12 protein-coding genes are annotated in these 12,485 nt (G+C 66.7%); 8 read left to right on the top strand and 4 right to left on the bottom strand.

The features are described from left to right. The first annotated feature begins 453 nt into the window (after nucleotides 1–453). From rfbD to JLZ96_RS03970, 3 genes are read left to right on the top strand one after another with little or no spacing between them, the layout of a single operon-like run. A complete protein-coding gene (gene rfbD / locus JLZ96_RS03980) occupies nucleotides 454–1,305 on the top strand; it encodes a dTDP-4-dehydrorhamnose reductase (protein ID WP_032370704.1) in 852 nt (283 codons plus the stop codon). A gap of 38 nt (nucleotides 1,306–1,343) precedes the next feature. Beyond that, complete coding sequence (locus JLZ96_RS03975) at nucleotides 1,344–2,255, top strand: glycosyltransferase family 2 protein (protein ID WP_027496493.1); 912 nt, start codon at nucleotides 1,344–1,346, stop codon at nucleotides 2,253–2,255. Beyond that, complete coding sequence (locus JLZ96_RS03970) at nucleotides 2,245–3,339, top strand: sugar phosphate nucleotidyltransferase (RefSeq protein WP_027496494.1); 1,095 nt, start codon at nucleotides 2,245–2,247, stop codon at nucleotides 3,337–3,339. Before JLZ96_RS03975 ends, JLZ96_RS03970 begins: the two co-directional genes overlap by 11 nt. A 40-nt stretch (nucleotides 3,340–3,379) precedes the next feature. On the opposite strand, the gene JLZ96_RS03965 is transcribed toward JLZ96_RS03970, so the two are convergent. Genes JLZ96_RS03965 through cofD form a run of 3 tightly spaced genes read right to left on the bottom strand, consistent with a single transcriptional unit; the run spans nucleotide 3,380 to nucleotide 6,300 of the window. Continuing rightward, nucleotides 3,380–3,928, bottom strand: a complete 549-nt coding sequence (locus tag JLZ96_RS03965; RefSeq protein ID WP_027496495.1) for an NUDIX hydrolase — start codon at nucleotides 3,926–3,928, stop codon at nucleotides 3,380–3,382. A gap of 6 nt (nucleotides 3,929–3,934) precedes the next feature. Next, nucleotides 3,935–5,287, bottom strand: coding sequence for a coenzyme F420-0:L-glutamate ligase (locus tag JLZ96_RS03960; RefSeq protein ID WP_201010652.1), 1,353 nt, complete (start codon nucleotides 5,285–5,287; stop codon nucleotides 3,935–3,937). A 23-nt stretch (nucleotides 5,288–5,310) separates the two neighbouring features. Continuing rightward, a complete protein-coding gene (cofD, locus tag JLZ96_RS03955; protein ID WP_032366289.1) occupies nucleotides 5,311–6,300 on the bottom strand; it encodes a 2-phospho-L-lactate transferase in 990 nt (329 codons plus the stop codon). Between the two features lie 778 nt (nucleotides 6,301–7,078). On the opposite strand from cofD, the gene JLZ96_RS03950 reads away from it, so the two are divergent. Continuing rightward, nucleotides 7,079–7,312: a WhiB family transcriptional regulator gene (locus JLZ96_RS03950; protein ID WP_027496498.1), complete on the top strand. Its 234-nt coding sequence runs from the start codon at nucleotides 7,079–7,081 to the stop codon at nucleotides 7,310–7,312. Nucleotides 7,313–7,355: 43 nt separating this feature from the next. On the opposite strand, the gene JLZ96_RS03945 is transcribed toward JLZ96_RS03950, so the two are convergent. After that, nucleotides 7,356–7,841 (bottom strand): metallopeptidase family protein, encoded by a 486-nt coding sequence (locus JLZ96_RS03945; protein WP_027496499.1) that lies wholly within the window; start codon nucleotides 7,839–7,841, stop codon nucleotides 7,356–7,358. Between the two features lie 72 nt (nucleotides 7,842–7,913). Between JLZ96_RS03945 and JLZ96_RS03940 the strand changes: the two genes are divergently transcribed. The 4 genes from JLZ96_RS03940 to manA all read left to right on the top strand — a co-directional run bounded on the left by JLZ96_RS03940 (nucleotide 7,914) and on the right by manA (nucleotide 12,361). Further along, complete coding sequence (locus tag JLZ96_RS03940; protein ID WP_027496500.1) at nucleotides 7,914–8,324, top strand: DUF3499 domain-containing protein; 411 nt, start codon at nucleotides 7,914–7,916, stop codon at nucleotides 8,322–8,324. A 205-nt stretch (nucleotides 8,325–8,529) separates the two neighbouring features. Then, a complete protein-coding gene (locus JLZ96_RS03935) occupies nucleotides 8,530–9,912 on the top strand; it encodes a phosphomannomutase/phosphoglucomutase (RefSeq protein WP_052053378.1) in 1,383 nt (460 codons plus the stop codon). Between the two features lie 71 nt (nucleotides 9,913–9,983). Next, on the top strand, nucleotides 9,984–11,126 hold the full coding sequence (locus tag JLZ96_RS03930; protein ID WP_201009519.1) for a tobH protein: 1,143 nt from the start codon (nucleotides 9,984–9,986) through the stop codon (nucleotides 11,124–11,126). Further along, nucleotides 11,126–12,361 carry a mannose-6-phosphate isomerase, class I gene (gene manA, locus JLZ96_RS03925; RefSeq protein ID WP_201009518.1) on the top strand — a complete coding sequence of 412 codons (1,236 nt, stop codon included), beginning with the start codon at nucleotides 11,126–11,128 and terminating at the stop codon, nucleotides 12,359–12,361. The genes JLZ96_RS03930 and manA overlap by 1 nt, the downstream gene beginning before the upstream one ends. The last annotated feature ends 124 nt before the right edge of the window (nucleotides 12,362–12,485 follow it).

Genomic DNA, 12,485 nt, shown 5'->3' with positions numbered 1-12,485 from the left:
CACCTGCGCCCGGTCGGCGGGGTGCCTCGCCTGCGTCCGCTCGTCGGTCGTCGCCTCGGGGCTCGCGCTGCGGTCGTCGTGCACGGGAGGCTGTGGTTCGTCGTTCGTCGCCGCGCGCGCTGCCTCGGCGATGCACGCCCACTTCGTCGTCCGCGGAGGGACGTACAGGTCGATCCTGGGAGTCGCGCCCGCGGGATGCACGAGGGTCGGTGTCACGGTCGCGTCGCTCGCCGCGCAGGCCGTCGCCGTCGGCTCGCCGCGAGGTGCGCCGGTGTGGTGGGGGCGTGCGCTCACCTCCGTGCGTGCCTGAATCTCGTGGCACCTTCGACCCTTTCCTCGTTTCCGGCAGGCATGGACACCTACCGACAGACGTTCACTCCCCCCGACTCGAAGGTTACTGGCGATCGGCCGCGCTCTCGCCGAACCGACCGCGGCGTGCCACACTTGGCAACCGTGAATGCGATCGTGGTGACCGGTGCACACGGCCAGTTGGGCCGACGGGTGGTCTCGCTCGCCGCCGAGCGTGATTCCGACGTCGAGGTGCACGGCTATTCGTCCGCCGACCTGGACATCACCGACCCCGATGCAGTCGACGCCGTGGTGACTGCGGGTGCGACCGTCGTCAACTGCGCCGCGTACACCGCCGTCGATGCCGCCGAAACCGACGAGTCCAGGGCCATGGCCGTCAATGCCGACGGTCCTCGAAATCTCGCGCGGGCGTGCGGGCGTGTCGGTGCACGACTGATTCACATTTCCACCGACTATGTGTTCGACGGCACAGCGACCGAGCCGTACGACGTCGACGCGGCGACCGCGCCGAAGTCCGTGTACGGACGCACCAAGTTGGCCGGGGAAACGGCGGTACGTGAGGAACTTCCCGAGGCCGTCATCGTGCGCACCGCATGGGTCTACGACAACACCGGCAAGAACTTCGTCACCACGATGCGAAGACTCGAAGGCGAGCGGGAGACCGTCTCGGTGGTCGACGACCAGATCGGATCGCCCACCTTCGCCCTCGACCTGGCCGCCGGTCTGCTCGAGATCGAAGCCGACGCGACGGTGACCGGCCGGACCCTTCACTTCACCAACGCCGGGCAGGCGAGCTGGTACGACCTCGCCCGGGCAGTGTTCTCGGGAATCGGTGCCGACCCCGACCGGGTGCGACCGTGTTCGAGCGCAGAGTACGTCGTCCCGGCACCTCGGCCCGCATACTCGGTGCTGTCACCGAATGCGTGGTCCGCAGCCGGGCTCGGTGCGCCCCGCCCCTGGTCCGAGGCTCTGACGGCGGCTCTTGCCCGGTCGTGATGCGGGATCGATGCTCGCCTCGGGCTAGTCTTGCCCGCGTGAGTTCCGACCTGGCCGTGGTGACGGTGACCTATTCCCCCGGCGAATACCTCGAGCAATTTCTGACGTCTCTACGCGAGGCCACGACTCGGCCCGTGCGAGTCATCATGGCCGACAACGGGTCGGTCGACGGCACTCCGGAAGCTGCCGAGGCGGCGTTCGCGGAAGCAGAATTGCTGCGTACCGGCGCCAACATCGGCTACGGCGCTGCCGTCAATCGGGCGATCGCCGCGGTCGACCCCGAGGTCGAATTCGTCGTGGTCGCCAATCCGGATGTCAGGTGGCACCCCGGGTCCCTGGACGGATTGCTCGACGCCGCGGCGCGATGGCCGCGCGCAGGTTCGCTGGGCCCACTCATTCGTGAGCCGGACGGGTCGCGATACCCGTCCGCGCGATCGGTGCCCGATCTGACGTCCGGGGCCGGCCACGCAATTCTGGGCAAGCTCTGGCCGACCAATCCGTGGACTCGGCGATACCGCCAGGAGAACGAGACGGTGTCCGAGCGGCCGGTGGGATGGCTGTCGGGATCATGCCTGTTGCTTCGCCGCGCGGCGTTCGACTCCATCGACGGGTTCGATTCGCGCTACTTCATGTACATGGAGGACGTGGACCTCGGCGACCGGCTCGGTAGGGCGGGTTGGCAGAACGTCTACGTACCCGAGGTCGAGGTCACGCACTCGAAAGGCCATGCGGCAGGACGGCATCCGGAAGTGATGCTGCCCGCACACCACACCAGCGCCTACCGATTCCAGGCCGACAGACACGACCGGGTGTGGCAGGCTCCACTACGATGGGCGCTGCGCGCGGGTCTCGGTCTTCGCTCGAAGGTCGTTGTGACTTCGGCGCTTCGGGCCCGAGCTCGTGAAGAACGACCGTCGGACGAGAGAACAGAGGCTGGACATGTCGGATAGTTCCCCATCGGTCGCCGCACGGACGGATGCAGTGATCTTGGTCGGCGGCAAGGGAACTCGACTGCGCCCGTTGACTCTGTCGGCACCGAAGCCGATGCTCCCGACTGCAGGACTCCCGTTTCTCACCCACCTGCTGGCCAGGATCAAGGCTGCGGGCATCGAACACGTGGTTCTCGGAACGTCGTTCAAAGCCGAAGTGTTCGAGCAACATTTCGGCGACGGGTCGGCGTTGGGCATCGAACTCGAGTACGTGTTCGAGACCGAGCCCATGGGCACCGGCGGCGGAATCAGAAACGTGTTGCCGCGACTGCGGGCGGACAACGTCATGGTGTTCAACGGTGACGTGTTGGGTGGTACCGATCTGACGGCAGTGCTCGATACGCACCGCACGACCGACGCGGACGTGACGCTGCATCTCGTTCGGGTCGGCGATCCCCGAGCGTTCGGCTGTGTCCCGACCGACGAGAACGGCCGAGTCACCGCGTTTCTGGAGAAGACCCAGGATCCGCCGACCGACCAGATCAATGCCGGTTGCTACGTGTTCAAGCGTGAGATCATCGAGTCCATCGCAGCCGACCGGCCGGTGTCGGTGGAGCGAGAGGTGTTCCCTGCCTTGCTCGCCGAGAACAAGAAGGTCTACGGGCACGTCGACAGTGCGTACTGGCGCGACATGGGTACGCCGGAGGATTTCGTCAAGGGATCGGCCGACCTCGTTCGTGGGATTGCGCCGTCGCCCGCACTGCACGGAGATCGCGGTGAGTCCCTGGTTCACCCCGGAGCGGGTGTCGCGCCGGGCGCACTGCTGATCGGTGGAACCGTCGTCGGACGTGGTGCCGAGATCGGCGCAGGCGCTCGTCTCGACGGCGCGGTGGTGTTCGACGGTGCGATCGTCGAAGCAGGGGCCGTGGTCGAACGGTCCATCCTGGGATTCGGAGCCCGCATCGGACCGCGCGCACTCGTGCGTGACGCCGTCATCGGTGACGGTGCCGATATCGGAGCTCGGTGCGAGTTGCTGCGTGGGGCACGGGTATGGCCCGGAGTGAAGCTGCCCGACGGGGGAGTGCGCTTCTCCACCGACGTCTGATCGCCGTCCCGAGGGGCCGAGCGGGGCCGACCCGGGCCGATCAGCGATGCGCGGCGAGCGCGACGAGATGGTCGATGGTCTCGCGCTCGGCCGAGTCGGGTAGTTCGTCCACCGGCCACCAACGCAGGTCCGTCGATTCCTCGCTGCGCACGGCGCGCGCGCCGTCCGGGGCGCGCACCAGGAACCGCAGGTCCAGGTGCCGGGTCGGCTTACCCAGCGAGCACGTGATCGGGTGAGTGTGCGCCGAGAGCAACTCGGGATCGATCGACAGATCGGCAATTCCGGATTCTTCGGTCGCCTCGCGCAGCGCTGCGGCGACGACCGTCTCGTCCTCGGGTTCGCAGTGACCGCCCAGCTGAATCCACCGGCCCACCCGGGGATGCAGGGTCAACAGAACGTGCCGTCCCGACGCGTCGAGTACCAGCGACGACGCCGTGATGTGGCCGGCCTCGTTGGCACGAAGACACGCGTCGGGATTGCTGTGCAGAAAGGCGATCACGGTGTGCCGAAGGGATTCGTCCCTGGAGTCGGTCGGTGCCCATCGGTCGAGTGTCTCGGCCGCGGACTGCCACAGTGAGGAAGCGGACATCGTCGGTCAGAGCTCCACCAGCGAAGACCCGGGCGCGGCCGGATCTCGCACCGTCAGCGGTTCGCTGGGGTGTCCGATTGCGATGGCCCCCAATGCTTTCCAGTCCGCACGCAAGCCGAGCTCGGCGCGGACGGTATCGGCGGCGAAGATCGTCGAACCGATCCAGCAGCTCCCGAGATCGCGAACGGCCAGGGCGACGAGCAAACCCTGAACGGCGGCACCGACCGCCACGGTGAACATGGTGTCCTCCGCTGCGCGACGCCTCTCGTCGGGATAGGTGTGCGCCCCGTCCGGCACACAGAAGGGAATCACGATTTCCGGCGCATCGAACAGGATGTCACCGCGGCTCAGCCTGGCGGCGATGCGGTCCTCGGTCAGCCCGTCGCCGGCCAGATCGGCTCGCCACTGCTCGCGCATGGTCTCGAGCAGTCGGCGACGCACCGCGGGCGTTCTGATCCAGACGAATCTGACGGGGTGGGTGTGATGCGGGGCGGGGGCGGTGAGGGCGTCCGCGACGGCGTCACGAATCGAATCCGGGTCGACTGCGTCGGGGGAGAACGATCGAACCGACCGCCGGCGGAGCAGGGCCTCGCGTCGACCACGTTCGAGTGCCTCGGCGGTTCCCAGCCAGAACAGATCGTCTTCGCCGCCGCGCAGCAGGGTGGCGGCGTTGGAGCCGTCGTCGACCGGTGACAGGCCGCGGACGACGGCTATCGGAACGCCACCCAGCTTGCCCTTCACGAGATCGCCTGCCGCAGCGAGCTCGTCGGCGATGGCGACTTCGGTGACGATCAGTTCGTTGCCCTGGCCGTCTTCTGCCCCGGCGTATCGATGGACGACCGCCAGGCCGGCAGACCCGATCGCGGCATCGGTCTGACCGATCCGCCAGGCCCGGCCCATCGTGTCGGTGATCACGACAGCCACGGTGACTCCGGCCGACTCGTGCAGTGCTCGCCGAAGAGTCGCCGCGCTGGCGTCGGGATTCTCCGGGAGCAGCGCCAGTTCGCTGCCGTCGACGTTGGACCCGTCGATACCCGACGCGGCTTGCACGATGCCGAGGCGGTTCTCGGTGATGAGTGTCCGGCCTTTTCGGGCGACGACGCGAACGGCCTCCTGATCGACGAGGACCCGGCGGGCTCTGTCCCGCTCCTCGGGGGCCTGCGGTGCGGGCACCAGACGTCCCTCGACCTTGGAGACGATCTTGCTGGTGACCACGAGGACGTCTCCGTCGCGCAGCCAGGGCGCTCGGTCGACGATCGCTGCGGCGAGATCGTCGCCCGGACGAAACTCGGGAAGTCCCGTGACCGGCAGGATTTCGATCGATCCGCCCGGTGCGTGGTCACCGGGAGCCTCCGGCATCGACGCCACGTCGCGTGGGGCGGTCACAGTTCGAGTCCGGCTGCGCGCAGGGCGGTGCGGGCCATCACCGCTGTGGTCTCCGGGTCGGTCATCAGCAACGGAATCGACTGTACGTCGACTCCGTCGACCACCGCCGAGTCGGTGCTGTGCACCAGCCAGGCGTCGAGAATGCCGGTGCCGCTTCGGCTTCCGTAGAGGCGGCCGACGGCCTCGGCCGTCGTCTCGACGCCGATGACCGAGAGGCACTCGTCTGCCATGCCGCGCAACGGTTTACCGTCCACCACCGGGGACAGGCCGACGACCTTGGCGGCGGTGGTGCGGAGTGCGCCGCGGATGCCGGGTACGGCAAGAATTGCGCCGACACTGACCACCGGGTTGGACGGGGCCAGGATCACCGCGTCGGCCTCGGCGATCGCTTCGGCGACTCCCGGTGCGGCAGTGGCCTGTTCGGCACCGATATGAGCGAAACTGTGCGTGGGAATCTGCGCGCGGTAGCGAACCCACCACTCCTGGAAGTGGATCGCGCGTTGTTGCTCGCCGCTGGGGTCGTCGGGGTCGGTGACCACGACGTGTGTTTCCGAGCGGTCGTCGGTGACCGGCAGCAATCGGACGCCGGGCTGCCATCGGTTGCACAGTGCCTCGGTGACGGCCGACAGCGGAAATCCGGTGCGCAGCATGCGACTGCGGATCAAGTGCGTGGCGATGTCCCTGTCGCCGAGGCCGAACCAGTCGGGATCTGCTCCGTAGGCGGCCAACTCGTCGCGGGCGTTCCATGTCTCCGCGACCCGGCCCCAGCCTCGCTCGGTGTCGATTCCGTTTCCGAGGGTGTACATGCACGTGTCGAGATCCGGGCAGATGCGAAGGCCGTGCATCCAGACGTCGTCGCCGACGTTGACCACCGCCGTGATCTCGTTCTCGGGTTCGTCGCCGAGAAGGGAGTCGCCGAACAGGGATTTGAGCCCCTGGAGGAACCGTGCGCCACCGACGCCACCGACCAGAACAGTAACTTTCACAACATGCGAGCCTAGTGCGGTTGTCGTCCGCCCGGGTGAGCGCCCACCCGGACCGTCCGCGGGGCCGGGATCCGAGCCCGAGAACCGCCGCGACACGCACGGGACGCGCTCCGATTCGGGGAGACAGCCGATTTCGGGCATGGGATGGTATTGGATTTGTGCGATCGGCTTGACCGCGACACACCTGTACGTGTCTAATCACAGGTATGTCATTCAGCGTTCGCGGCACGAGTTCGACTGCAGCGAACCTGGTTTCGAACACTCGTTCCCTTCCTGTTCGTCCCTGAGTGGACGTGGAGTAGAGGTCGAGAGTTGGACGGGTGGAGAGCCGGCTCGGACGTACCAGCTCGATCGAATACCGGCGCGGGGCAAGGTATTCGAGATTACGAGGACCGAAAGTATCTGCGCTACCACAGGTGAGGAGGCGGAAGCGATGTATGACCAGCACGTGACACGTGATCAGCGGGGCGGACCCACTGCACACCTCAGCGCTGTCGACGACGCGCCGCAAACCGAGTCCGATTCCGGCGTGGATTCGAGCGTCTCCGTCGACGCCGGTTCTGCGTACGTGACCCCGTCGAACGATGCAGTCGACGGTGAACTCCCGAGTGACGCCGTGCAAATCGATCAGGACATCGACAGCCCCGACGTCGACAGCCCGGATGTCGACGACGTCGATAACGACGACTCGGACAACGACGCCGATTCGATGCCGTTCGTGGCCGAATCGGTTCCACCCGCCAAGCCGTTCCTGAGTCTCGTGGCGGGTTTCGACGAGATGTTCGAGGAGATCGAGGATCAGTGGCAAGAGCGCGCCCTGTGCGCTCAGACCGATCCCGAAGCCTTCTTTCCCGAAAAGGGCGGCTCCACCCGCGAAGCGAAGCGAATCTGCCTCGGCTGCGAGGTCAAGGACGAGTGCCTCGAATACGCTCTCGCCAACGACGAGCGATTCGGAATCTGGGGCGGACTGTCCGAGCGTGAGCGTCGTCGGCTCAAGCGCGGGATCGGCTGAGCCGAACGCGCTCAGGAGGATCCACCCACGAGCCGACGCTGCATCACGGCTCGGCGCTGGCGGGGTCCACCTCGTCTGGATCGATCCCCAAATACGTCGCTACCTGCTCGACCAGGACCTCGAACAGTAGGTCCTCCAAATCTTCCGGATGCTTGGCGCGCCGCTCGAGCGGACGCCGGAACAGCACCACACGGGCGCGTGTCGTCTCTCCGCGCTTGTCGATCCCTGCGGGGACCAGTCGCGACAGGGGTACCGGTCCTTCTGCGACCACCTCGGGCGGCCACGTGACCGATTCCGGGTCCAACGCCCTGATCTTGGGCACGTCGTCGACGGCGATGTCGAGCTTCGAGAGCTTGTCGTGCCACCGGTGGTCGATGCGCGCGAACGCGTCGAGTACCAGCCGGTCGAACTTCTCTGCACGTGATCGCCGGGCAGGTAGGTCCTCGGGCAGCACCGGTCCGCGGATGCCGCGGCCGTGCCGCGCAACGGACCGCGACGTGATCCTGCGCGCGGAAGAAAACTGAGGCATGGGGGCAGGTTATCGCGGCTGTCCGGTGTGTCGGTCGTTCGGTCGGTTGCACGTACCGGATACTCTGCACTCGTGAGATCACTGCGTGGCTGCTGCAGGCCTGGTTGCAACCGTTCTGCCGTTGCGACGCTCACATATGTCTACTCCGACTCCACTGCAGTCGTCGGTCCGCTCGCCACCGTGGACGAGCCGCACTCTTGGGACCTGTGCGAGGTCCATGCCTCGACGACCACGGCACCCAAGGGCTGGGAGCTCGTGCGGTACGAGGGTGGTTACTCGACATCGACCCCCGACGAGGACGATCTGACCGCGCTGGCCGAGGCCGTACGCGAAGCCGGTCGGGGAGACCGGACGCGCTCCGAGGAGCGAGACAGCGGTGACCGGTCGCCCGCCCGCCACCAGGACACCGAGCGACGGGCCACGCCTGCCGTCCGAACCGGCCGACGCGGACACCTCAGAGTTCTACCCGATCCCACGTCCTAGACCCCCTGCGCAGAACGCCGCGGCGGGCCTATGCGCTGCGTCCGCCCGAATGAACGACGGGTCGACTGGCCCGCCCACCGGGCGTCTGGCAAGGTTTGCACCAGTACCGAAACGGACAAGCCGGTCTGCCGAGCTTCGGTGTTGATCGCCCCGTACCCAACGCTGGATGTCCGACGCCGGACGACCGAAAATCAGGAGAATCTTCGTGGCCCGAACCGCAGAGTCCGTCAACGCCGTCATCAAGGCCTACGACGTCCGTGGCGTCGTAGGTGAGCAGATCGACGAGGCGTTCGTCCGAGACGTCGGTGCATCGTTCGCCCGGTTGGTACGCGACGAGGAGGGCGCGGCGCGGACCGTCGTCGTCGGACACGACATGCGTGACTCCTCGCCGGGCCTGTCCCGCGCTTTCGCGGACGGCGTCACCGCGCAGGGACTCGACGTCGTGCACATCGGTCTCGCCTCGACCGATCAGCTCTACTTCGCGTCGGGCCTGCTCGAATGCCCCGGTGCCATGTTCACCGCAAGCCACAATCCGGCGAAGTACAACGGAATCAAGCTGTGCCGCGCCGGTGCCAAGCCGGTGGGACAGGACACCGGACTGGCCACGATCAAGTCCGAACTGATCGACGGCGTGCCGGACTTCGACGGCCCGGCCGGTACGGCAACGTCGCGAGACGTGTTGACCGACTACGCCGGGTTCGTCCGCGATCTGGTCGATCTTTCCGGCATCGGATCCATGAAGATCGCCGTCGACGCGGGTAACGGCATGGGCGGGCACACGGTCCCCGCGGTGTTCGCTCCGCTCCCGGTGACGATCGAACCGTTGTTCTTCGAACTCGACGGCAGCTTTCCCAATCACGAGGCCAACCCACTGGATCCGGCGAACCTGGTGGATCTGCAGCGCTTCGTCGTCGAGACCGGTGCCGACATCGGGCTCGCGTTCGACGGAGACGCCGACCGGTGCTTCGTCGTCGACGAGAAGGGCGATCCGGTCTCGCCGTCGGCCGTGACCTGCTTGGTGGCAGAACGCGAGCTGGCCAAGGAGCCCGGTGCGTCGATCATTCACAATCTCATCACCTCGCGTGCGGTGCCGGAGCTGGTCACCGAGCTCGGCGGCAAGCCTGTCCGCACCCGAGTGGGGCACTCGTTCATCAAGCAGCAGATGGCCGATACCGGTGCGATCTTCGGCGGAGAACATTCCGCGCACTACTACTTCCGCGATTTCTGGGGTGCCGATTCCGGCATGCTCGCCGCGCTGCACGTTCTCGCTGCCCTCGGTGCCCAGGATCGACCGCTCTCGGAGATGATGGCCTCGTACGAGACGTACAGCGCGTCGGGTGAGATCAATTCGACGGTCGACGACGCAGCCGAGCGCACCCAGGCCGTGCTCGACGCGTTCGCCGATCGGACCACCGGAATCGACCGTCTCGACGGCGTGACCGTCGACCTCGAGGGTGGTGCATGGTTCAACTTGCGTGCGTCCAACACCGAGCCCCTGTTGAGACTCAATGTCGAGGCGCGCACCCGCACCGAGGTCGACGCGTTGTCGACCGAGATATTGAGCATCGTTCGCTCCGGACTGGAATAGTGGTTACCTAGAGTTCACAAGTGGGTATGCAGGCATTTCGAGTCGGTGACGTAAGGGAAGGTGCCGAGGTCATGAGGGCAGTGACGTCTCTGGTCGATCTCGACGACGCCGGCGCGATCGTGGCCGCCGATCGGGAGGGCGCGCTCCGCAGCGCCGCGCTCGCGGGTGCTCAAGTACGCGCCGTCGCCACTGCGGTCGAAGAGTCGGTGCTGGCGCGCCTGGCCGACCTGCGACCTCGCAGCGTGGTGATAGTGACCGGCGACGGCCGCAGCAGTCGTGCGGCGTCTCTGCTTGTCGCTGCTCTCGGAAACCATTTGGGCGTTCCCCTGGTTCGTAGTACCGGAACTCCGCCGTGGATCGGGCCACTGGATGTCGTCGTGGTGGCCGGCGACGATGCAGGCGATCCTCGTCTGGCCGAATCGGTCGACGCGGCAGCACGGCGCGGCGCGGAGGTCGTCGTCGTGGCACCGGAAGAGGGTCCCTTGCGTGCCGTGCGCGGTGCCAGGGTCATGTGGTTGCCGCCGCGAATAGCGGTGCGTGACCACAATGCGCTGATGCGCTACCTTGCGGCGTTCGTGGCCGTCCTCGGCGCGGTTGCCGGTGGTTCGTGGAAGGCGCTGCTGCCCAACCTTTCTCGGCTCGCAGATCTGCTCGATGCCGAGGCTGTGCGCAACAGCCCGTCCAACGAGGTGTTCCACAACCCGGCCAAAGCGCTTGCCAGTGGGTTCAGCGGCAAACGTGTGGTGCTCAGCGGTGCCGGGCCGGCTGCCGTCGAGGTGGCGCGGCACGGTAGCGAGGTATTGCTGCGGGTGGCCGGTCTGATCGTGGCTGCGGGTGAGCTCGGCGATGTCATCGCTGCGTCCATCCGTGCGTCCATGGTCGAGTCATCGGGGCCGGTCAGCACCTTCGACTCGATCTTCCACGACGAGGAGCTCGACGGACCGGCTCCCGAACAGCCGATGCGGGTATTCGTCCTGGCGTCCGAATCCGATCGCGCGCTGACCGACCGACGCATTGCCGGTGTTCCGAATTCCGAACTGGTACTGACCGAGTCCGGTGAGGCGGCGTCGGGCGGGGAGTTCGCGAGTTCGGGTTTCGAGGCCCGCGCGGCGTCGCCCGATCCGGTTACACTCTCGATGCTCGACACGATGTCGGTGTTGGCAACGCGGTTGGACACCACTGCCGCGTACTTGTCGTTGATGGGCGGTAGCTAGTGCAACTCCTGCGAGGCGCAGTCCGGTCCTACGCTTGGGGTTCGCGCACTGCTCTGGCTCGTATCCAGGGCAGGCCGGTACCGTCCGATCATCCCGAGGCGGAGATCTGGCTGGGTGCACACCCGGCCGATTCTGCGCACGTGGTTCACGAGGGTGGCAGCACGCCGTTGCTCACCCTCATCGACGGGGATCCGGAAACACAGTTGGGCGGCTCTGCTCAGGACTTCTCGTCGCGGCTGCCGTACCTGCTGAAATTGCTTGCCGCAGAAGAACCTCTGTCGTTGCAGGCACATCCGAGCAGCGCGCAGGCGCGCGAGGGCTTCGCTCGGGAGAATGCCGCAGGCGTCGCGATCGATTCCCCGGTGCGCAATTACCGGGACGCCAATCACAAGCCCGAGCTGATCGTGGCACTCACCGAATTCGAAGCACTGGCAGGGTTTCGGCAACCGGCCGAGACGGTCGAGTTTCTCGATGCGTTGGCCGTGCCGTCCCTCGCGGGGTATCGCACGTTGCTCGCCGCTCAGCCCGACGCGTCGGGCCTCCGGACGGTGTTCACCTCGTGGATCACGTTGCCCGGGCAGTCCCTGGACGACCTGTTGCCTGCGGTCGCTCAGGGCTGCATCGATTATCTGTCGGGGCCTGCCCGCGCCGACGGCGGTCGATTCGCCGCCGAGGCACGGACGTTGCTCGAGCTGGGGGAGTCGTATCCCGGTGATGCCGGGGTACTGGCGGCCTTACTGCTCAATCGGGTCACCCTGACTCCCGGCCAGGGCCTGTACCTGGATGCGGGCAATCTCCATGCGTACCTGCGCGGAACCGGTGTGGAGATCATGGCCAACTCCGACAACGTTCTGCGTGGAGGGTTGACGCCCAAGCATGTCGACGTGCCGGAGTTGTTGCGCGTGCTGGACTTCGAGCCCGCCGACATCTCTCCGATCACGCCGGGTGAGAACGATCGGCCCACCTACCGGTACCCGACGCCGGCCCCGGAATTCGTCCTCAGCCGGACGGCGGTCGGTCCGGGGGAGACCGTCGAGATCCCTGGAACCGGTCCGCGAATTCTGTTGTGCACCAGCGGTTCGGTGCTGGCAACGACCGGTGACACACACGCGGGGCTCACCGTGCCCCAAGGTAGTTCGGCGTGGATTCCCGCTGCCGACCGATCGGTCACCGTCACCGCGGACTCCCACGGTGCCGAAGTGTTCGTGGCGGCGGTCGGATCATTGCAGTCGTAAGGCGCGGCAAGTCGAGTGGCCGAAGTGTCCGACACGGGTGCCCGCTACCAATAGGGTGATGTCACAGTGAATTCTGGGACGGGTGGGTCCGATCGGATCGGCCGTCTGCAGAAGCGACGTGGCG

The organism is Rhodococcus sp. NKCM2511 (genome assembly GCF_014905595.1).
Taxonomy (GTDB): Bacteria; Actinomycetota; Actinomycetes; order Mycobacteriales; family Mycobacteriaceae; genus Rhodococcoides; species Rhodococcoides fascians.
This window is presented reverse-complemented; position numbering and strand designations above follow the sequence as displayed.